The sequence below is a fragment of the Paraburkholderia pallida genome, from assembly GCF_004524855.1.
In the GTDB taxonomy this organism is placed as follows: Bacteria; Pseudomonadota; Gammaproteobacteria; order Burkholderiales; family Burkholderiaceae; genus Paraburkholderia; species Paraburkholderia oxyphila.
On sequence record NZ_CP038149.1, the window covers coordinates 2,011,393 to 2,031,472 of the forward strand.

Sequence of the window (20,080 nt, forward strand, 5' to 3'; positions counted from 1 at the left end):
CGCGCTTGCCGCGTTCAGTTCAGTGATGAGGCTTGGGATAACGATCGATGCGATGCCGCCGGGATGCCACGTTTGTATGGCAAGCGGCCATTATGGCCAGACGCGCCAGCGCCGTGGCGGTTTAACGGGCGTTTTCTAACCGGCTGGATCGGTCCGCAGCCCGTAGAACGCGGCCGCGTTGCCGCCGAACACGGCGGCACGCTCGCGCTCGCCCAGATGCGCGAGCAGGCGCTCGGCGCTCTCATGCCAGCGTTCGTAGTCGCCGTTGAGGTTGAGCACGGGCCAGTCGCTGCCCCACATGAGCCGCTGCGCGCCGAAGCTCGCGAGCAGATGCTCGACCCACGGCCTGAGCGTGGCGTCGCTCCAGCCCGGCGCGGCCTCGGTAGCAAGACCCGACACCTTGCAGTACACCTGCGGAAAGCGCGCGAGGCGCGTGATCGCTTGCGACCACGCAGCGAAGGCGGGCGAACCTGCGCCGCCCTCGCCGGCGTCCTTGATCGGCGGCTTCGCGCCATGATCGATCACCACGCGCAGCGCGCGATGGCGCGCGAGGAACGTTTCGAGCGCGCTCGCATGGCGCGTGAAGATGAGCGCATCGAAGGCGAGGTCGTGGGCGATCAGCGCCTCGATGGCGCGTGACGTATCGGCCTTCGCGATCCAGTCGTCGTCGGGGAGGTCTTGCAGCATCGGGCGCACGGCGCGCAGCTTGGGCTCGCGCGCAAGCTCGTCGATCAGCTCGGGCGCCAGCGGGTCGTCGAGCGGCACCCAGCCCACCACGCCCGCGATCGAATCGTCGTGGCGTGCGAGATCGAGCAGATACCAGGTTTCGTCGACGGTGGGCGCAGCCTGCACGACCACCGTGCGCGCGACGCCGCAGCGTGAGCGCAGTGGCGCGAGATCGGCGGGACCGAAGGACCGGTAGAGCGGCGCGCTCAGCTCGGGCGTGAGCCAGCCATAATCGCCGCGCGCGGGGTCCCAGTAGTGCTGGTGCGCGTCGATCTGCAGGTGCGCAATGTGCTTGGTCATGGCGTCCGGCGTCGAGGGTTTGGACTCAGCTTCAGGGCAGCGGCGCGCGTGCATCGACGAGACCCTCGTCGCGCAACGCGAGCCAAACCTCGCGCGGCAGCCTGGTCTCGAACGACGCCACGTTCTCACGCAATTCCGCCGCGCTGCGCGCGCCGGTGAGCACGCTCGCCACGGCGGGATGTGCATAGGGAAACTGCAGCGCCGCCGCCGCGAGCGGCACGCCGTACGCGCGGCAGACCGCTTCCAGCCGCGCCACGCGCTCCACCACGTCGGGCGGCGCCTCGCCGTAGTTGAACTTGCGATCTCCGGCGAGACCGCGCGCGAGAATGCCCGAATTGAACGCGCCGCCCAGCAGGATGCTCACGCCATGCTGGCTGCACGCGGGCAGCAGATCGTCGAGCGGCGCCTGTTCGAGCAGCGTGTAGCGGCCCGCCAGCAGCGCGCAGTCGATCTGGAATTCGCGCATCGCTTCGAGTATCACTTCGCGCTCGTTCACGCCGAAACCCACAGCCTTCACCGCACCCGACGCACGCAAATCGTCCAGCGCGCGAAAGCCGCCGCCATCTGTGAGTTGCCGCCAGTAGTGCGCGTTGCGCTCGCCATGCGTGAGGCGGCCGATGTCGTGCACGAGCAGGATGTCGATCTCGACGATGCCGAGCCGCTGCTGGCTGTCCTCGAACGAACGCAGGATGCCTTCGCGCGTGTAGTCGTAAATGGCTTCGAACGGCAGCGGATCTTGCCAGCCTTCGCTGCCGTCGTAGGGATGCGTGCGCGGCACGAAACGGCGGCCCACTTTGGTCGACAGCACGTACTCGCGGCGCGGATAGCGCCTTAGCGCATCGCCGAGGCGATGCTCCGCCTTCGTGTGGCCATAGTGCGGCGCCGTGTCGAACAAGCGCACGCCGGCCTCCCAGGCGGCATCGACGGTGGCCTGCGCCTCTTCGCCGGTGAGATCGCGATACAGGCCGCCGAGCGGCGCCGTGCCCAGACTCAGCGCACTCACTTCGAGCGCCGTGCGCCCGATGCGGCGCCGCTGCGCGACCTGCGGATGGGGCTCCTGCGCCATGCGGGGTGTCTCCTCGATTGAATCAACGATGCACGTCGCGCGTGGGCATCAATGCCTCAGCGCTGACAGGCTTGCTCGCTTGCTGCGAAGCGACCACCGGCGCGCGCACTGGGCCGACCGGCTCGAAGGTTTTGTCCGTAAGAATAAACTCCCGGCGGCCGGGCGTCTTCGAATTAGAGCGCGTACCGCGCAGGCGTTGGCGATCTTTCAGGAGACGTGAGGCGAGTCGCCGACGGCGATGATATGCCTCACCTCCGCTCGTTTCATTTATTGCATTTAATTCACTTGTTTCATATAGTATGTGCATCGCAGGCAGCTATTGGCTACACGCATCAGGAGCCACGCTATGCCCACTCTCAAACGAAATCCCAAGGAAGCACCTCCGGCAATGAGCGAACACGAAATGGAACTGGCCCGCGTTGCGCAGCGCTGCATCATGGAGGCGCTCGATCACTCGCGGGCGGTCTCCATCACGCTCACGACCGAAACCGGCCTTCATCCCTCGATCGAAGTACCGCCCGCCGCGCTCAAGCTCATCGGCCAGTTGCTCGGTGCGATGAGCGAGGGCAAGACCGTTGTGCTCATGCCCGACAAGCAGGAGTTCACAACCGTCGAAGCCGCCAACTACCTCAACGTCTCGCGGCCGTTCGTGATCAAGGAGATCGAGGAAGGCCGGCTCAAGCACCGCATGGTCGGCACGCACCGTCGCATCGCCGTGGAAGACCTGCTGGCGTACGAGCGCGCGATGCGCGAACGGCAGTCCGCCGCGCTCGACCGCATGGCAGATAACGCCCGCGATCTCGGACTGGATTACTGAATGGCGGGGCACGCACGCTACACGGCTTTACTGGACGCGTGCGTTCTGTTCCCCATCGCCATGACCGATGCGCTCATGAGCCTCGCAACCGCGGGACTTTTTGCTGCGAAGTGGACGCATCGCATTGAACAAGAATGGATGGCGGCGCTGGAACGGCACCGCCCCGATCTCGTGGGCAAATTAGGCGTGCGCCGCGATGCCATGCACGACGCCGTACCGGACTGGCAAATCCCGGACGGAGCATGGAAACACCTCGTGCCCTCTATCGCGCTACCCGATCCCAACGACGCGCACGTACTCGCAGCCGCTATTGCGGGCCACGCCGACTGCATCGTCACAACGAACCTGCGCGATTTTCCTGCTGAGGCAGTCGCGGCCCATGGCATCGATGTGGCCGATCCCGATCGCTTCATCGTCCGTCAGTGGGATCTCGATACGCTCGTCTGCATCGCTGCGTTCAAGCGAATGCGGGCGCGCTGGAAAAAGCCCGAAGCCACGGCTGAGGATTTTGCCCGCGCGCTCGAACGCGGCGGGCTGCCGGGCACGGCCATGCGAATCAGGGAAGCCGCGGAGTTGATCTAATCCGCCGTGCCCATGCTCGTGCGAGGGCATGCTCCATTCCAGCGGCGTCTCACCTCTTCACCACCACCGGTCCTTCAGCCCCTTCTCCGCCCTTCGCCTCCCGCGCGACGATCGCCACGAAGAGCTGCTCCAGATCGCGCGTGAACCGCACCGTATCGAAGAGCGGCGCATCGGCCTTCGCCCGCGCGAGCCGTTTGCGTATCTGCGCGTGCCAGGCCGGATCGCTCGCGAGCGCGAGCGCAATCTGGAAATAAGCGTCGAGATCGCGCGCAACCAGCGCTTCGAGCCCCACCGCGTGCAGCAGGCTCGCGCCCACGCGGCCCGCGAACAGCGAGCCCAGCGCCGACACCATCGGCACGCCCGCCCACAACGCGTCGCTGCCGGTCGTGTGCGAGCCGGTCGGCAGCGTGTCGAGCGCGAGGTCCGCGAGTTGCAGCCGCGCGAGGTGCGCCTCCTGCGGCAAGCGCTTCGCGAAGATCACGCGCTCGCGTGCTACGCCGTTCGTTTCGAAGAAGTCGTGCAGGTTCGCCTGCGCCCGCTCGCTCCCCGGATCGAGCAGCCAGAGCACACTGCCCGGCGTCGCGGCGAGCAGGCGGCACCACACCGACGCCATCTGCGCATTGAGCTTGAAGGTCTGATTGAAGCTGCAGAACACGAACCCACGCTCGGGCAAGCCCGCTTCGGCGCGCGAAGGCCGCCGTCCGCTTTGGCGCCGATGGTCGTTCGGCTGATAGCAATGCGGCATCAGCGCGAGCGTCTCGCTGTAATGCGGCGCGGCGGCAGACGGCGTCACCACCGCATCGCCGATCACATAGTCCGCGAGCCTCGGCTCGCCGAGCGAGCCCGGATAGCCCAGCCAGCTCACGATCACGGGGGCCGGCCGCAGCGCCGTGATGCCGAGGCGCATGCCGGTCGTATAGCCCTTCAGATCGACGAGCAGATGGATGCCGTCGTCCGCGATCTGCGCGGCCGCGTGCGCGTCGGTGAGCGCGCCGATCTCATGCAGCGTGGCGGGCAGCGCCGCGAGCCGTTCGCGCCATGCGGCATCGGGCACGGCCTCGCCGTACGAATACAGATGGATGTCGAAGCGCGTGGGATCGTGCAATTCGAGCACGCCCGCGAGCAGGCGCAGCGTGGCGTGATCGTAGAAGTCGGAGGAGAGATAGCCGATCCGAAGGCGCGCACCCGCCTCCCAGGCCGCCAGCGCCTCGGCGAGACCCGCGCCGCGCGCGATGAGCGGCAGCGCGGCCAGCTCGCCGCGCCAGCGCGACTGCGCGAAGCGCCGCCCGGCCTCGCGATGCAGCCCCGGCGTGAGCGCCGGGATGCCCAGCAGCCCCCACGGCGTGAGATTCTCTGCCGCGCCCGTGGCGACCATCTCGAGCGCCGCATGGTCGATCTTGTCCAGATCGCGCCAGTGCGCAACGCGCCGCCGCACGTACTGCGCCGACTCCCAGCGCCCGCCCCGGCAATACGCTTCATCAGCCTCGTCGAGGCGGTTCAGGCGCTCCAGCAAGCCGCCATAGCACTGCCAGAAGTGCGCCGACTTCGGCTCCAGTTCGAGCGCACGCCGCAGGCTCGCCTCGGCTGCCTCGTAGAGTCCCGCCTCCTGCTGCACCATGGCGAGGTTGCCGTGCGCGAGGGCATAGCCGGGATCGATTTCAATGGCCGCGCGATACGCGGCCTCGGCGTGGGTGGCGTCGTTGCGCTTCTTGAGGAGATTGCCCACGTTGTTGAACATGCGCGCCTCGCGCACGCCCAGATTGATGGCCGCGAAGTAGGCCGCGATCGCCTCGTTGTCGCGGCCCTGCCAGAGCAACGTCCACGCGAGGTCGCGCTGCAGCGCCCCGTTCTCGCCGATCGAAAGCGCCTGGCGGATTGCCTGTTCGCCCTCTGCATAACGTTTCTGGCGCGCGAGCGCGACGCCAAGCTGATGCCACGCAGCGACAGACTGCGGATCTTGCGCCAGGATTTCGCGAAAAAGGGCCTCGGCAACCGTGTACTGCTCGGCGTTCAGGCGGTCGATGCCACGCTTGAGCAGTGCGTCGGAACGCGACGACGGAGTCGGAGTGGAGATTTTCATCACGCCATCGTAGGAAGCGTGATGGGGTGCGAATATCAGAACGTTCCTGGTTTTGTGCGGCGCGCGCCGGGCCCTTGCGCGCGTTCAGCATCGCGACTGGAAGCCGGGCGCGCAAAACGGTTAGAATGGCCACCCTCTCAAAATACCGTCCGGTGTGCGCAGGGCGCGCCGGATGCGCATGCATACCTCATGGCCAAACTTCTGACCGATCAAGAATTCCAGCGTTTTTCCGAGCTTCAGCAGAAACAGGCCAGCTTCACGATTTCGAGCGAGGAAGCCGACGAGCTGCGCGATATCGTCGCGCGCGCCCAGCAAAAGCGCGACGACCGCGCGAGCGCGATGAAGACCGTCGAAACCGCGATCGAGCAATTCGAGATCACGCCCGACGAGTTGTTCTCGGCCGAGCAGATTGCCGAAGCCGCGCGCAACTTCGGTCTGATCCCGGCCACGCGCAAGGAGCGCGTGCTGCCGCCTTCGCTGACCCTCGACGGCAAGACGCATCAGTGGACGACGCGGGCCCTGCCCGAGGAAATCCGCGTGCCGCTGTTCGAAGCGTTCCAGGGCGGCCAGTCGGTCAAGGTGTTCATCGCCACGCCGAAGGACGCCGCGCGCTGCGCCGCGACCATCGCCCGGCTCGAAAAGGAAACCGGCGCGCAATACGCGCAGGCCTGGCTCGAAGAGCTCGCCGTCACGCGCGCCCAGGTGGACGACGCGCTCGCGAAAATCGCCGCCTGATTGCGGCTGGCGAGAGTCCAGGCATAACGCGGAGGCGCAGCGAAGCCGCGCCGCGCCTCCGGACAGGACACACCGCCTCAGTCGAGCGGCATCCTGAACCCCACCACGCCCGGATCCTCCGTGGGCGTCACCGTGAAGCCGCAGGCGCGCGCGAGCCCGATCATCGGCGCATTCTCGCGCAGCGCCTCGCCGAGCAGCCAGTGCGTGCCGCGCGAGCGCACGTAGGCAATCATGCGATCCAGCAGCAGGCGGCCAAGGCCGCGCCCCTTCAGATTCGACTGGATCGTGAGCGCAAACTCGGCGGTCTCGTTGTCGGGGTCGGCCACCGCGCGCCCCACACCCAGCGTGCGCGGCTCGCCGTCCTCGCCCTCGACGGTCGCGATGAGCGCCATCTCGCGGTCATAGTCGATCTGCGTCATGCGCGCGAGCTGCGTGTGGTCGAAGCTGCGCACCGCCGAGAAAAAACGCAGGCGCAGATCGTCGGGCGTCATCGTGTCGATGAACGCGCGGTGCATCTCCTCGTCTTCGGGCCGGATCGGCCGGATCGTCAGGCGCTGGCCGTGCCAGTCGAGCGTTTCTTCGAGCCTGCGCGGATACGGCATGATCGCGAAGCGGCTGCGCTTCTCCGCCAGCGCGAGGCGCGGCGCGACCACCTTCACTGCGTCAGGCAACACCCGCAGCGTCACCTGCATCCCGACGATCTCGCGCACCTCGCACACCACCTGCGAAAGCTCGGTGAGCACCGCGAGCGTGGGCTCGGGCGTGGTGTAGCGCGTATACGGCGAGTGCGCGACGATGTCGCGCGAGAGCACCGAGTTCAACGGCGGCAGGCTGTAGACGCGCAGCGGCGGCGAGAAGCCGTCTGGCGACGGCGCCACGAAGTGGAACACGGGGCCAAAGTTCGCGTCGTCGCGGAACTCCACGCTCACGTCGACGATGGCCTGCTCCGCGAACTGCGCCGCGCTCTCGAGCGTCTCGAGCCCGAACGAGCCCAATAGCCGCGCCGCCTCCGCGCCCTCGAGCGTGTCGCACCCCGCCGCCAGCGCCGCGCGCGCCACGCCCTGCGCCGCCTCGATCGCCGCCGCGCCTTGCGCGGGCAGGCTCTCGGGCGTCTGCATCAGGAGTTCGCGCCCGAGCCGGTAATCGACGAGACGCGCAAACGCGCGTGCGAGGCGCCGCGGCGTCGTATGCACGGGAATGCCGTGCGCGTGCAGCGCGTCGCGCGTGGCGTCGTCCACGCCGCCGAAGAAGCACGCGAGCATGCCGCGATACGCGAAGCGCTGATTTTCGATCAGCGTGCGCGCGACATCGGCCACGGGTGCGCTGTGGGTGGGCGCGTGCACGACGAACGCGGTGCCGGTCGAGCGCTGCGAGGCGAGCGCTTGCAGCGCGAGGCCGAAGTGCTCGGGCTTTGCCGTATCGCCGAGCACGAGCGGATTGCCGGCCTGCGCATGCGGCAAGGCAGCTTCGAGTGCGGCGCGCGCCTCGTCGTTCCATCGCGCGAGCGTGTCGCCAGCCTTCATGAAGGCGTCACGCGCGAGCGTGGCCACGCCGCGGTCGCTCGTGATGAGCGTGGCCGTATCGCTCGCGGCCACTCGGCCCAGGCCCAGCGTTTCGATTTCGTCGAGCAGGTCGTCGAGCGTGTCCACGCGCACGATGCCCGCGCGCCGGAACGCCGCCGTGTAGAGCGCGTCGCCCGGATCGTCGCGGCCGCTGCGCAGCGCGAGCACGGGCTTGTTGCGCGCCGCCGCCCGCGCGGCCGACATGAACTTGCGCGCCGCGCGGATGCTGTCCACTTCGAGCAGGATCGCGCGCGTGGCCGGATCGCTCGCGAGGTAGTCGAGCACGTCGCCGACATCGACATCGGCTTCGTCGCCCAGCGCCACCGCATGCGAAAAGCCGAGCCCGCGCGCGCCGGCCCAGCGCAGCACGGCGTTGGTGAGCGCGTTGGATTGCGAGACCCACGCCACGCCGCCGGTGCGCGCGACCGTGGCGGCTGCGCCGAGTTGCGCGTTGAGCGCCGGCGTGAGCGCGCCGAGCGTGCCGGGCCCGAGAATGCGCAGCAGATGCGGGCGCGCCGCCGCGAGCGCGTGGCGCAAGTCGGCGCGGTCTTCTTCGTTGCGCGCTTCGCCCACGATGATCGCGGCGCGCGTGCCCAGGCCGCCGAGCCGATGCACGAGCGCGGGCCAGGTGGCGGGCCGCGTGCAGATGATGGCGACGGTGGGCGCCTCGGGCAGGTCGCCGGTATCGGCGAGCACGGGCTTGCCGTCGAAGCTGTCGAAATCGCCCGCATGACGCGGATTGACCGCCCAGAGCGGACCGGCAAAACCGCCTTCGATAAGGCGCTGCCACACCATGTTGCCGATGCTGCCCGGCCGCTGCGAGGCCCCGATCACCGCTACGGATTTCGGCTGGAATATCGCATCGAGATTGCGTACGGTCACTGCCCCTCCTCGCTGTTCGTGTGGGCGCGCGCACGGGCAGCGCCGCCGGATGTCGTCACGAATGAGGATAGGCGAATCGGGAATGCGCTGCGCGCATTTCGCCGCGCGCGCTTGCGCGGCGCACAGCGACACGGCGCCGCCGGGCCGGGCGCCGTCGCGCGGGGCGGCGCCCGGTGCTTACAGGTTCTTGCGGAACGGCGCGCCCGAATGCTCGCGCAACTCGTTGAACACGATCTTCGGCCACGCCTTCTGGGCGACCTCGATCTCCGAGACGTGCGAGGCGAGATACGTGGGGGCGTTCGACGCATCGTAGGCCATGCGGGCCGCGTACGAATCGGTGAAGCGGCGCAGCTCGTTGGGGTCGTCGCAAGTGACCCAGCGCGAGAGGCGATAGCGCGCCGGCATGATGCGCACTTCCACCTTGTACTCTGCCGCAAGGCGATGCGAGACCACCTCGAACTGCAGCTGGCCCACGGCGCCCAGGATCGTCGCGCCGCCGTGCAGCGGGCGGAACACCTGAATCGCACCCTCTTCGCCGAGCTGCTTGAGCGCTTCGCCCAGTTGCTTCGCGCGCATCGGGTCGACCACTTCGATGGTCTGGAAGATTTCCGGCGCGAAGAACGGCAGGCCCGTGAACTGCAGGTCTTCGCCTTCGGTGAGCGTGTCGCCGAGGCTCAGCGTGCCGTGATTAGGAATGCCGATGATGTCGCCAGGGTAGGCCTCGGCCACGGTTTCGCGGCGCTGCGAGAGGAAGCTCACCACGTTGTTGGCGCGGAAGGTCTTGTTGTTGCGCGTGACCTTCAGCTGCATGCCGCGCTCGAAGCGGCCCGAGCACACGCGGATGAACGCCACGCGGTCGCGGTGCGCGAGGTCCATGTTGGCCTGCACCTTGAACACGACGCCCGTGAACTTGGGCTCGTCGGGCGACACCGGACGCTGCACGGTCATGCGCGGCGAGGGCGGCGGCGCGAGGTCGACGAGCGCGTCGAGAATCTCCTTCACGCCGAAGTTGTTGATGGCCGAGCCGAACAGCACCGGCGACTGCTCGCCGGCGAGGAACGCGTCGCGGTCGAACGCGGGCGTCGCGCCCGTGATCAGCTCGACCTCGTCCTTGGTGCGCTTCCAGTGATAGCCGAAGCGCGCTTCACCATCGGCATCGCCAATGTTCTGCAGCGTTTCCACCGCGCCGCCGAGCGATTGCTCGCCCGCGCGGAACACGCGCACCTGGTCGCGCTGGATGTCGTAGACACCCTGGAACTCCTTGCCCATGCCGATGGGCCAGGTGAACGGCACCGCGGCCACGCCGAGATGCTGCTCGATTTCGTCGAGCAGGTCGAGCGGCTCGCGCACTTCGCGGTCGAGCTTGTTGATGAAGGTGAGAATGGGCGTCTTGCGGCTGCGGCAGACTTCGAGCAGCTTGAGCGTCTGCGCTTCCACGCCGTTCGCGCCATCGATCACCATCACCGCCGCGTCCACCGCCGTGAGCACGCGGTAGGTGTCTTCGGAGAAGTCCTCGTGGCCCGGCGTGTCGAGCAGGTTGATGACGGCATCGCCATATTCGAACTGCATGACCGAGCTCGCGACCGAAATGCCGCGCTGCTTTTCGATCTCCATCCAGTCGGAGGTCGCGAAGCGGCCGCTCTTCTTGCCCTTCACGGTACCGGCGATCTGGATCGCGCCCGAAAACAGCAGCAGCTTTTCGGTGAGCGTGGTTTTGCCCGCGTCCGGGTGAGAAATGACCGCGAACGTGCGGCGGCGTCTGAGTTCGGCAACTGACATGGATGGAGGGGTATCGCTGATGAAATCGGGCAGCCGGCCGTGCGGCGGGCGTTGCGGATGCGGCGAGCCGGTGCGCACGGCAGAAGGCGCCGGGGACGAATGATACACGGCATTGCCGCGCACGACTAAAAGTTAACGGCGAGTTCGCTGCGCGCGCGCGAGGAGAGGCGCTCGCCGGGCGCATCCCGGCGGATGGCCGGCGGCGTGCCTGAGGTGAGCTTATACGGGAGCGGTGCGCGGCGCACGCGCGCCAGACGGGCCGCGCGCCGCGCAAAGGTGAGGTTTTACGGGACCGGGCTCGCGTTCAGCGCCTGCTCGAGCCCCGCTTTGAGTCCCGCTTGAGCCCCATTTCGGGCTCCGCTTCGAGTCCCATTTACTCCTTGATCAGAAAACGGTCGCGGTTCTTCACGCCAGCAAGCCAGCCCGGCGCGCGGCCACGGCCGCTCCAGGTCTCGCCGGTTTTCGGGTTCACATAACGCGCCGGCATCGGCTTCTTGCGCGCACCAGCCGCAGGCCGGCTGGAGAAACCAAGTTCTTCCGGCGTGATGTCGTACTCCGCGATCTTTTCCTTGATGTCGGCAATCGCTTGCTCGATTTCCTTTTCGCGTGCCGCCGCAACTTCCTTGTGCAGCTTTTCGAGTTGGGCGGTCAGTTGCTTGTAGCTCGGCATAAACAATGATCTCCAGTTCGGTCACACATTCGCATTGTGAACGTTCTGGCGCCGAAGCGTGCCAAATTACGCGTTTTTTTGGTCGGTTTGAGCCAATTTATTGCGATTCTTTACACGGAGCGGGCTGCGACCGGCAGCCCCGACGAACCGTTTCATGTCACACGCGTTCTTTGGCGCGTGCCTCCAGCTCGCACAGCGCTTCCGACATACGCTTGACCCGCTGCGCCTGCGAAGGGACCAGATTTGCGCTCGATACCGAATCGACGCGGTTGCGCCAATAGGAAAGCGGAATGCGATCGTTGCCTGAGAGCCGAGCAATGACGTGCTCGAGGTGCTCTATGTCCTTTTCAAGTTGATGATGATTCATTGCCCCCCCGGAATAACCTTTTTTCTGGAAGCCGCCTCTACAACGGCGGCTGCGCATTCAATATTCCATAACACAGGGCGATTAACCCGCGCATTACATCAACGCAACCGGACATTTCACCGGCCGCCCCGGTCATTTTTCTGACTCATTAACCCTTTTTCACCATTTCATTTCAGGGCCCCTGTTTCAGGCGCAACAATTTCAGCATGCCCGGCCATTGGAGAATAAGCCCGGCACGGCGCGCCATCGGTTGCCTACCGCACGGAACGCGACGGGCGCCTCGTCCACCCTCACGGTTATCAGTCATCGAAAGAACCGAAGATTAACGGCGGCAATCGCGCCTGTATATTCCTCAATTGTGCAGGGAATATGCGCTGTGCATTTTGCGCAACACGCGGTCGCGTTGGATTTTGATAACGAGAACGGTGTGAATTCGAACGATTCGCAGCACGACAGTCTGCTGCATGCGATTTACGCAACAATAGAACGCCCGGCCGGCTGGAAGGATTTTTGCGCCCAATTCAGGAAATCGATCGAGGCGGCCTCGGTTCATCTCTGCGTATTCGACCGGCAGCGCGAACTCTTTTCATGGGCCGACGGTTTCAGTATTCGGGAAACCGAGCCGCTCGAACTGATCCGGCCGCTCTATCGCGACGATGCCCGCCTCGAATGGCTGCGCGCATTCCCACCCGGCAAATGGCTGCATTGCGGCGCGGACCGGGAGACCGGCGAGGGCCATCCGGTCTTCGAGCCGGCCCTGATGGCGGCCGGCGGCGGCTTTGTTTCGATCTGCAAGCTGATCGACAGCGGCGCGCTCACGGCCATGATCGCCTGCCGCGGCCCCGCGCGCGGCGCCCCGCTGCCTGAGGCCACGCGCGCGCTGCTCGAGCGGCTCGCGCCTCATCTCGTGCGCGCGGTGCGCCTGAGCGTGCGCCGCCTCCTGCCCGACGCCGACGCGCTCACGGGCCGCGTGCGTCCGCCCGCCATGCTCGTGAGTGCGAGCGGCGAGGTGCTGCACGGCAACGAAGCCGCACAACGGCTCCTGCGCGCCACCTCGCTCGTGCGCGTGCGCGGCAAGCGGCTGGCGTTCTCCGCGCCTTATCAGGCGCGCTTCCTGGAGGATGTGGCGATTTGCGAAGCGCGCCTGAAGAACCGCGCGAGCGGCGCGCGGACGGCGGCGGCGCGCATACGCGCGTTGCGCATCGTGGGCGCCGCCGACACGGCCGACATGGCCGACGGCGGGCGAGGCCGCACCGCGCCGCTGCCTGGTGGCCCGGAAGTGCTCTATGCGTTCTACAACGTGGTGACGCCCGGCGAAATCGCCGGGCTGCGCGCCCTGGCGGCGCTCACGTTCTATCACCCGCGCTCGGCGCCGGCAGTGGACGAGCAGGTGCTGGCCACGGCGTTCGAGCTCTCGCCCGCGGAGTGCCGGATCGTGCATCTGCTGGTGGACGGGCTCACGCCCAAGGAAATCGCCGCGCAGGTGAGCGTGCAATACGACACGGTGCGCAAGCAACTACAGTCGATCTTCCAGAAGACCGCCACGCGGCGCCAGCCCGATCTGCTGCGCCTGTTGATGAACCTGCCCGCGCGCAGCCGCGGCGGCGGCGCGGATGGCAACGCTTGATGCCGCTAGCTGCAGCCGGATCTTGATTGACGTGGCTTGATCTCGCCTCGCGTCGCCTCACGCCGCCGCTGTGCGCCGCAAGCCGGCCGAGCTCCACGGCCACGGCCCGCGGCCGCCATACCCGGAAACGGTGGGCAGGCGGCGCAACCTCGCGGTCCCGTTACTTGGTGCGGCAAGCGAATACGAGGGTGTACGTGCCGCCGTTGGTGGACGTATCGACGGTGTCGTAGCTGCCGCCTGCGCAACGTGCGCGGGCCTGCTGGACGCACGAGTCGTGGTCGCCCGCGGCGGAGCACTGCACGGGGACCGTGGGGCGGCCGTCCGAGAGAAACAGCGGCGGACCGCTGCTGCAGGCGGCCAGCGCCGCGAGCATCGCACAGGCGCCCAGCGTGGACGACAGCCTGCCAAAGCGGGACAACAACGAACCGGAACGAATCATGGGGTACCCCGAGGGCCTTCTAGTTTTTCGACGTTGCGATTGTGCCATGCCGGACCGCGCCTGCGCGGCGCGCAAGCCGTATCGCACACGGCGTCCGGCGAAGTTTTAACGGACCGGAGGCAAGGTCTTGTAGGGCGGCAGTGCGTGCGGATCGGCGCGCAAACGCACGAACACCTTGTCGACGTCGGGAATCGCCGCGAGGCGGCGCTCGAGCGCCGCGCGGTCGAAGGCCGCCGGCGCGCATCCTTCGGCGTAGACGAAGCGTCGCTGCACCGTGATCCACAGACTCGCGCCGGCGAGCGAGGGGTCGCCCTTGAACTGCTCGCGGATCGCCTTGGCGATGTCCGCGTCGTAGAGGTAGGAATTCGGCTTCGTGCACTTGTGCGCGAGCCAGCAGGTGGTGCCGCGCTCCACCCGGTAGTGGGCATCGTCGTCGGCTTCGGCCTTCGTCATGCGCGGGCCGAGCGGCTGCGGACACGCGCCCGGCGCATTCGAGAGCGCGAAGAACGGATCGTTGTACCAGTTCCTGATTTCGTCGGGATTGGCAGCCGCAGCGCTCGCGCTGTTTGCCGTGTCCGCCACGCTCACGTCGGTCACTTCCATTACGCCGCTCAACGCGGCAGCGCCATTTGGCGCGGGCTGTGCCACTGCCTTGGACGCCGCGGCCGCCAGCATGAAAACCGCCACGACAGCCGCCGCAACCCTGGCCGCAGCCATCGTTGCCCGCCGCGCGCGCCGTCTCGCTCGCGGGCGTGGCCGCCTTCCCCGCACTGCCCCGATTTCCCGCATCACCGTCTCCTTCCCGCCCCGGCGCGCCGCCCATCGCCCATCGCCCATCGCCCCGCGCACCCGCACCCGCTCCCGCTCCCGCTCCCGCTCCCGTCAAGATAGGACTGCGCAGCTTGCGTCGCAATACTTAAGCGTTTCGGTACAATCGCTGCGGCGCACCATGCGCCAGCCAATGCAATAAAAACGCCGTACAGAAGTGCATCGACGAAGTGCAACACGCATTGCCGCAACCACCTTGCATGGAACCGGCGTTAGCGCTCCGCATGGACCGGGAACCAGGGCTTGCATGGGATCAGAGTCAGTGCTGAAGCACAAACGCTGATCGACAGCCGCAGCACTCGCTCCAGCCGTAGCGCCAGCGCCGCATCGAGCCGTGCATGGGATCGACACAGGAGACCCCATGTCGTTTGTTATCGTTTTAGCCGCCCTCGCCTTTCTCATGCTCGCCGCCTATCGCGGCTACAGCGTGATCCTTTTCGCTCCGGTGGCCGCTCTCGGCGCCGTCCTGCTCACCGATCCCGCCGCCGTCGCGCCCGTCTTCTCCGGCATCTTCATGGAAAAGATGGTGGGCTTCGTGAAGCTCTACTTCCCCGTGTTCCTGCTTGGCGCCGTATTCGGCAAGGTAATCGAACTATCGGGCTACTCCGAGGCGATCGTCCATGCCGCGATCCGCTATATCGGCCGCTCGCGCGCGAACGCGGTGATCGTGGCCGTGTGCGCGCTGCTCACGTACGGCGGCGTGTCGCTGTTCGTGGTGGTGTTCGCGGTGTACCCGTTCGCCGCCGAGCTCTATCGCCAGAGCGACATTCCCAAGCGCCTCATGCCCGGCGCCATCGCGCTGGGCGCGTTCTCGTTCACGATGGATTCGCTGCCCGGCACGCCGCAGATCCAGAACATCATCCCCACCACGTTCTTCAAGACCACGGCGTGGGCCGCGCCGGCGCTCGGCGTGATCGGCTCGCTCTTCATCATCGTCGTGGGCCTGACGTATCTCGAGTGGCGCCGCCGCAGCGCGATGGCAAAGGGCGAAGGGTACGGCACCTCGCTCGTGAACGAGCCCGAGCATGTGAAGACCGACCATCTGCCCAATCCGCTCCTCGCCATTACGCCGCTCGTGCTCGTGGGCGTGGCGAACTTCTTCCTGACGCGCTGGATTCCGCAGTGGTACGGCGACACCTACACGGTCACGGCCGACGTGCTGCCCGGCATCCACGCGCCGGTCACCACGACGGTCAAGCAGCTCGTCGGCATCTGGTCGGTCGAGGGCGCACTGCTGCTCGGCATCGCGTTCGTGATCGTCACGGCGTTCTCGCGCGTGAAGGAGCGTTTCGCCACCGGCACGAAGGCCGCCGTCGCGGGTGCGCTGCTCGCCTCGCTCAACACCGCTTCGGAGTACGGATTTGGCGGCGTGATCGCGGCACTGCCGGGGTTCATCGTGGTGAGCGACGCGCTCAAGAGCATTCCGAATCCGCTCGTGAACGCGGCGGTCTCGGTAAGCGCGCTCGCGGGCATCACCGGCTCGGCTTCGGGCGGCATGAGCATTGCACTCGCCGCCATGTCCGATCTGTTCATCAAGAGCGCGCAGGCCACGCATATTCCGCTCGAGGTGCTGCATCGCGTGGTGGCGATGGCCAGCGGCGGCATGGACACGCTCCCGCATAACGGCGCGGTGATCACGCTGCTCGCGGTGACGGGGCTCACGCATCGCGAATCGTATCGCGACATTTTCGCGGTCACGATCATCAAGACGATGGCCGTGTTCTTCGTGATCGCGGTTTTTTACGCGACCGGGATTGTTTGAGAGAGACCGTTTAAGAGACTGGCTGCCAACAACGGGCTAGTTTGAGTTTGAAATCAAACTTTGGTGTTCGAGACACCCCCCGTTGTACAGCAAGATTGACCGGTGCAGTCTGGCATGTTTCCCTGAACCCATCAGAGGGCACCGTTTCATGCCGAAAGACGTAAAGCGAGTGCGACTGCATCTGCGCATATTCAATAGCAAGGAACGGAGTGACCGGATGGAAGCACGGCGATAGCGTGGAGGTACCGTCGGCAACCGGAACACGTTCCGTGTTGCCGACGAGCCCCTTGTAATCCTGCAAAGTGCGCTTTTGGATGCTTGTATCTTTGATGGGATTGCAATGTCGCTACTCGTCAACGTGAGGTCTATCATGCTCCCACTGCTATCGTTGCACGCACTTGTGGCTCATCGCGGAGACGGACTTCGCCCTGAACTCCGCGCTCTTTTGCTAAGTCGAGCTCGCTGCAGCGCGGGACTAAGCGCGACAATCGAAATCGAGAACGACAAGACCAGCGCGTCTCCGCCGGAAAGCATTCCAGAACCTGAAGCGAGCAAGAATCCCTAGTGCCCGCTTGACGACAGGTCAGCGGCACACCGCGTACACCCTCCAATCGGCGCCTGACTATTCAAAAGGCGCACTCCATGCCCTACCTTGACATACATCCGCCCGCAGATAGCGGGCGATACCCGTCACGCCTGCCAAGCTGAGGTTCGCAATTCGTATGTGCCGTGTTCTACGGTGGTCGCCTCGATTTTGCAGGCATTGGGCTATCGGCGATTAACCGGCAACCCTACCTCAGGCTACCGAACTAAACACAGTCTCAACGCAACGAGATTTACGCGCAAGAATCGGAGTTCTTGCGAATGTCGCCCGGCCTATTCTGGTTCCTGTATTGAGAACTTCGGGATAGTCGCCATGAACTCCATCGCTGCAACCTATGAGACCGATGACGCACGCTGGGAAGCAATACGCAAGCGCGATGTCCAGGCCGATGAGCACTTTGTCTATGCTGTGAAAACCACCGGCGTGTATTGCCGACCCAGCTCGTCGACGCGTTTACCAAAGCGTGAGAATGTGGAATTCTTCGACACCGCTGAAGCAGCAGAAGCTGCCGGCTATCGTCAAAGTCGCCGTGCCATGGGAGACCAAACGAGTGCCGCGGCCGGGCGCGCCGCACTCGTGACGCGTATTTGCCGACTAATCGACGAATCCGAGACGCCTCCCAACCTCGAGGAGCTTGCTGCTCACGCCGGCGTGAGCACCTTCCATTTCCATCGCCTCTTCAAAGCGGAAACCGGACTGACGCCGAAAGCATACGCGTCTGCTTCGCGCGCTCGTCGGCTGCGCGAAGAGCTGAGCACGCCGGATGCCTCCGTGACGTCGGCCATTTATGGCGCCGGCTTCAATTCCAACAGCCGGTTCTACGCGCAGTCGCATCAGTTGTTGGGAATGCGGGCTCGCGACTATCGTGCGGGCGGCGCCGGCGCGGTCATTCGCTTCGCAGTCGGACAGTGCTCCCTGGGCGCGATTCTTGTTGCGCAAAGTCAGCGCGGCATCTGCGCGATCCTGATGAACGATGACCCTGACGCGCTCGTCCGTGATCTCCAGGATCAGTTCCCGAATGCTCAGCTCATCGGGGGTGACGCCGACTTTGAGCAACTGGTTGCGCAGGTCGTCGGATTCATCGAAGCACCGTCAATTGGGCTGAATCTCCCGCTGGACTTGCGCGGTACGGCATTCCAGGAACGTGTGTGGCAAGCCCTGCGCGAAATCCCTCCCGGCACGACCGCAAGTTACTCCGATATTGCTGAGCGCATAGGTACTCCGAAGGCGACGCGTGCCGTCGCGCAGGCGTGCGGAGCGAATCACATCGCTGTCGCGATTCCATGTCACCGCGTCGTGCGGCAAGACGGAAACATCTCCGGCTATCGCTGGGGTGTGGACCGCAAGCGTGAACTGCTTCGCCGCGAGGCCGTGGCCTGAGTATCGAACGCACAAAACTCAACGGGACTTCACCATGGCTCCAAACACAATCATGCAGAGAGCGCTCGATTCGACGGACATTGTTGCGCAACTCGATGCCGAAGGATACGCCGTGCTGCCGCGGGCTTTTGCTCCGGACCAGGCACGGGAGCTTGCCGCTCAGGTCGACACGTTGAAATCGCTTCATCGCGTATCCCTGAACTCCATCGACCTCGGATTGGGCAACATGCTGCGATTTGCCTCAAAGCTGCCTGCGCCGTGGGCGACGTGGCGCGACGCACTCTATCGCGGGTTGGCTCCTGTGGCGAATCACTGGAACGAGGCGTTGGGCGTCAAATACCGCTATCCGGCCGAACTGGAAGCGTTTCTTCTGCTCAATCGCGAGGCAGGACAGACGCAACCGTTGTCTCACTTGAATCGCCTTGGCGCAGGCGACTACCTCGCCTTGCATCAGAGCAATGAGGGCGACCACGTGTTCCCATTGCAGGTCGTGGCCCTGCTATCCGAACCGGGCAAGGATTTTCACGGCGGCGAGTTCGTGCTGACAGAGCAGCGGCCCCGCATGCAATCGCGTCCGATGGTGCTGCCGCTTGGACTCGGCGACATGGCAATCATCAGCACCGCCAAGAAACCGTTCAAAGGCGGCAAAGGCTTCTATCGCGTCAACCTCAAGCACGCTATCAGCCGTGTGCATCGAGGCGAGCGAATCGGCGTTGAGTTGTCATTCCACGACGCGCCGTAACCCAGCCGGAGCACAGCCATGAAAAATGAACACCGCACTTACACGCTCGTCGGGCGAAATGGCAAGCCGTACACGAGCCCTGTGCCTGGCGCGCTTGGCGGACACAAAGGCAACCGGATATACGGTCGCCTCGATTGTCGCGCGGCACTCAGGGCAATTGCACGCGGCGGCTATGTCAGACATCGCGTGTTCTTCCGTGATGAGACAACCGCTATCGCCGCAGGCTACCGCCCCTGTGCGGTCTGTCTGCCCGATGAATACGCTGTCTGGAAGGCCGGCAGCCCCAAGCACGCTACTGACGCAACCACAAGAGGCTCACATTCATGAATACGCAAGCAGCATTGCCGCTCGACGCTGGCCATGTCGATGGTCACACACATGCGACTGATGAGACGCTCGCGGAGAAAATCGGCAGGATTGACTGGGCCGCGTTTGAACATAGCCTCACGCGCGACGGCTATGCCATCCTCCCGAAAATGCTCGATCCCGCGCAATGCCGTCAGCTTGCGGACTACTTCCCGCATGACGAACGCTTTCGCAGCCACATCGTGATGTCGCGCTACGCCTTCGGCAGCGGAGAGTACAAGTATTTCGCGAATCCACTACCCGACATCGTCGCCCAGTTGCGTCATACGCTGTATCCACACCTTGCGCCCATCGCGAACCGCTGGCATGAGTTGATGCGGATTCACGAACGCTTTCCGGCCACGCTGTCCCAATTCCACGCCGTTTGCCGCCGGGCTGGCCAGACACGGCCAACACCGTTGCTTTTGCGTTACCGCGCGAACGACTATTGCTGTCTGCATCAGGACCTGTACGGCGAACATGTATTTCCGTTTCAGGCCATTTTTCTGCTCGATGAACCCGGGCGAGATTTCGAAGGGGGTGAATTGCTGCTGACCGAGAGCGACCCCAAGAAGCCCGGGCGAGCAGAAGTTGTACCGCTTCGCCACGGCGATGCGGTTGTGCTCGCCGTCAATTATCGACCGGAGCGCTCGGCGCGCGGCTACTACCGCACGAATCTCCGGCACGGCGTGAGCAAGTTGCAAAGCGGGAATCGCAACACGCTCGGCATCATCTTTCACGACGCAAGATAACGACTCGACACCACCCAACAAGCTAACCAAAGTGA

18 protein-coding genes are annotated in these 20,080 nt (G+C 65.4%); 9 read left to right on the plus strand and 9 right to left on the minus strand.

Going from position 1 to position 20,080, the window contains the following annotated elements; translation table 11 throughout:
- Positions 1–135: 135 nt before the first annotated feature.
- Together E1956_RS24130 and E1956_RS24135 are read right to left on the minus strand one after the other, a co-directional pair.
- Entirely contained in the window at positions 136–1,005 is an 870-nt protein-coding gene (locus E1956_RS24130; RefSeq protein ID WP_134754831.1) for an amidohydrolase family protein, read from the minus strand.
- Between the two features lie 52 nt (positions 1,006–1,057).
- A complete protein-coding gene (locus E1956_RS24135) occupies positions 1,058–2,092 on the minus strand; it encodes an aldo/keto reductase (protein ID WP_134753574.1) in 1,035 nt (344 codons plus the stop codon).
- Between the two features lie 388 nt (positions 2,093–2,480).
- On the opposite strand from E1956_RS24135, the gene E1956_RS24140 reads away from it, so the two are divergent.
- Both E1956_RS24140 and E1956_RS24145 read left to right on the plus strand, forming a co-directional pair.
- Positions 2,481–2,909, plus strand: coding sequence for an excisionase family DNA-binding protein (locus E1956_RS24140; RefSeq protein WP_232071583.1), 429 nt, complete (start codon positions 2,481–2,483; stop codon positions 2,907–2,909).
- Entirely contained in the window at positions 2,910–3,491 is a 582-nt protein-coding gene (locus E1956_RS24145) for a PIN domain-containing protein (protein ID WP_134753578.1), read from the plus strand.
- A 49-nt stretch (positions 3,492–3,540) separates the two neighbouring features.
- Here E1956_RS24145 and E1956_RS24150 read toward each other — a convergent pair whose 3' ends face one another.
- Positions 3,541–5,571 carry an O-linked N-acetylglucosamine transferase, SPINDLY family protein gene (locus tag E1956_RS24150; RefSeq protein WP_134753580.1) on the minus strand — a complete coding sequence of 677 codons (2,031 nt, stop codon included), beginning with the start codon at positions 5,569–5,571 and terminating at the stop codon, positions 3,541–3,543.
- Between the two features lie 189 nt (positions 5,572–5,760).
- Between E1956_RS24150 and E1956_RS24155 the strand changes: the two genes are divergently transcribed.
- Positions 5,761–6,306 carry a hypothetical protein gene (locus tag E1956_RS24155; RefSeq protein WP_134753582.1) on the plus strand — a complete coding sequence of 182 codons (546 nt, stop codon included), beginning with the start codon at positions 5,761–5,763 and terminating at the stop codon, positions 6,304–6,306.
- A gap of 77 nt (positions 6,307–6,383) precedes the next feature.
- Here the strand turns inward: E1956_RS24155 and E1956_RS24160 are convergent, their stop codons facing one another.
- The 4 genes from E1956_RS24160 to E1956_RS24175 all read right to left on the minus strand — a co-directional run bounded on the left by E1956_RS24160 (position 6,384) and on the right by E1956_RS24175 (position 11,566).
- Entirely contained in the window at positions 6,384–8,750 is a 2,367-nt protein-coding gene (locus E1956_RS24160; protein WP_134753584.1) for a bifunctional acetate--CoA ligase family protein/GNAT family N-acetyltransferase, read from the minus strand.
- A 177-nt stretch (positions 8,751–8,927) separates the two neighbouring features.
- The gene (locus tag E1956_RS24165; protein ID WP_134754833.1) at positions 8,928–10,529 is read right to left on the minus strand and encodes a peptide chain release factor 3; all 1,602 of its coding nucleotides are present in this window, start codon (positions 10,527–10,529) and stop codon (positions 8,928–8,930) included.
- Between the two features lie 373 nt (positions 10,530–10,902).
- Positions 10,903–11,199 carry an H-NS histone family protein gene (locus E1956_RS24170; RefSeq protein WP_134753586.1) on the minus strand — a complete coding sequence of 99 codons (297 nt, stop codon included), beginning with the start codon at positions 11,197–11,199 and terminating at the stop codon, positions 10,903–10,905.
- 157 nt (positions 11,200–11,356) lie between these two features.
- Positions 11,357–11,566 carry a hypothetical protein gene (locus E1956_RS24175; protein WP_134754835.1) on the minus strand — a complete coding sequence of 70 codons (210 nt, stop codon included), beginning with the start codon at positions 11,564–11,566 and terminating at the stop codon, positions 11,357–11,359.
- Positions 11,567–11,993: 427 nt separating this feature from the next.
- Between E1956_RS24175 and E1956_RS24180 the strand changes: the two genes are divergently transcribed.
- Positions 11,994–13,193 carry a helix-turn-helix transcriptional regulator gene (locus E1956_RS24180; RefSeq protein ID WP_134753588.1) on the plus strand — a complete coding sequence of 400 codons (1,200 nt, stop codon included), beginning with the start codon at positions 11,994–11,996 and terminating at the stop codon, positions 13,191–13,193.
- 160 nt (positions 13,194–13,353) lie between these two features.
- Here the strand turns inward: E1956_RS24180 and E1956_RS24185 are convergent, their stop codons facing one another.
- A complete protein-coding gene (locus E1956_RS24185) occupies positions 13,354–13,632 on the minus strand; it encodes a hypothetical protein (RefSeq protein ID WP_134753590.1) in 279 nt (92 codons plus the stop codon).
- 105 nt (positions 13,633–13,737) lie between these two features.
- Positions 13,738–14,349: a BON domain-containing protein gene (locus tag E1956_RS24190; protein WP_134753592.1), complete on the minus strand. Its 612-nt coding sequence runs from the start codon at positions 14,347–14,349 to the stop codon at positions 13,738–13,740.
- Positions 14,350–14,821: 472 nt separating this feature from the next.
- On the opposite strand from E1956_RS24190, the gene E1956_RS24195 reads away from it, so the two are divergent.
- The 5 genes from E1956_RS24195 (at position 14,822) to E1956_RS24220 (ending at position 20,045) form a co-directional block, all read left to right on the plus strand.
- Positions 14,822–16,222 carry a GntP family permease gene (locus E1956_RS24195; protein ID WP_134753594.1) on the plus strand — a complete coding sequence of 467 codons (1,401 nt, stop codon included), beginning with the start codon at positions 14,822–14,824 and terminating at the stop codon, positions 16,220–16,222.
- Between the two features lie 916 nt (positions 16,223–17,138).
- Positions 17,139–18,206: a bifunctional DNA-binding transcriptional regulator/O6-methylguanine-DNA methyltransferase Ada gene (ada, locus tag E1956_RS24205; RefSeq protein WP_134753598.1), complete on the plus strand. Its 1,068-nt coding sequence runs from the start codon at positions 17,139–17,141 to the stop codon at positions 18,204–18,206.
- Positions 18,207–18,258: 52 nt separating this feature from the next.
- The gene (locus E1956_RS24210; RefSeq protein WP_134754837.1) at positions 18,259–18,948 is read left to right on the plus strand and encodes a 2OG-Fe(II) oxygenase; all 690 of its coding nucleotides are present in this window, start codon (positions 18,259–18,261) and stop codon (positions 18,946–18,948) included.
- Positions 18,949–18,966: 18 nt separating this feature from the next.
- Entirely contained in the window at positions 18,967–19,275 is a 309-nt protein-coding gene (locus E1956_RS24215; protein WP_134753601.1) for an Ada metal-binding domain-containing protein, read from the plus strand.
- The gene (locus E1956_RS24220) at positions 19,272–20,045 is read left to right on the plus strand and encodes a 2OG-Fe(II) oxygenase (RefSeq protein ID WP_134753603.1); all 774 of its coding nucleotides are present in this window, start codon (positions 19,272–19,274) and stop codon (positions 20,043–20,045) included. The genes E1956_RS24215 and E1956_RS24220 overlap by 4 nt, the downstream gene beginning before the upstream one ends.
- Positions 20,046–20,080: the final 35 nt, after the last annotated feature.

Coding starts and splice junctions, on each gene's coding strand:
- E1956_RS24135 (WP_134753574.1), bottom strand. CDS start 2,092: ATGGCGCAGGAGCCCCATCCGCAGGTCGCGCAGCGGCGCCGCATCGGG.
- E1956_RS24140 (WP_232071583.1), top strand. CDS start 2,481: ATGAGCGAACACGAAATGGAACTGGCCCGCGTTGCGCAGCGCTGCATC.
- E1956_RS24145 (WP_134753578.1), top strand. CDS start 2,910: ATGGCGGGGCACGCACGCTACACGGCTTTACTGGACGCGTGCGTTCTG.
- E1956_RS24150 (WP_134753580.1), bottom strand. CDS start 5,571: ATGAAAATCTCCACTCCGACTCCGTCGTCGCGTTCCGACGCACTGCTC.
- E1956_RS24155 (WP_134753582.1), top strand. CDS start 5,761: ATGGCCAAACTTCTGACCGATCAAGAATTCCAGCGTTTTTCCGAGCTT.
- E1956_RS24165 (WP_134754833.1), bottom strand. CDS start 10,529: ATGTCAGTTGCCGAACTCAGACGCCGCCGCACGTTCGCGGTCATTTCT.
- E1956_RS24170 (WP_134753586.1), bottom strand. CDS start 11,199: ATGCCGAGCTACAAGCAACTGACCGCCCAACTCGAAAAGCTGCACAAG.
- E1956_RS24175 (WP_134754835.1), bottom strand. CDS start 11,566: ATGAATCATCATCAACTTGAAAAGGACATAGAGCACCTCGAGCACGTC.
- E1956_RS24185 (WP_134753590.1), bottom strand. CDS start 13,632: ATGATTCGTTCCGGTTCGTTGTTGTCCCGCTTTGGCAGGCTGTCGTCC.
- E1956_RS24190 (WP_134753592.1), bottom strand. CDS start 14,349: ATGGCTGCGGCCAGGGTTGCGGCGGCTGTCGTGGCGGTTTTCATGCTG.
- E1956_RS24195 (WP_134753594.1), top strand. CDS start 14,822: ATGTCGTTTGTTATCGTTTTAGCCGCCCTCGCCTTTCTCATGCTCGCC.
- ada (WP_134753598.1), top strand. CDS start 17,139: ATGAACTCCATCGCTGCAACCTATGAGACCGATGACGCACGCTGGGAA.
- E1956_RS24210 (WP_134754837.1), top strand. CDS start 18,259: ATGCAGAGAGCGCTCGATTCGACGGACATTGTTGCGCAACTCGATGCC.
- E1956_RS24215 (WP_134753601.1), top strand. CDS start 18,967: ATGAAAAATGAACACCGCACTTACACGCTCGTCGGGCGAAATGGCAAG.
- E1956_RS24220 (WP_134753603.1), top strand. CDS start 19,272: ATGAATACGCAAGCAGCATTGCCGCTCGACGCTGGCCATGTCGATGGT.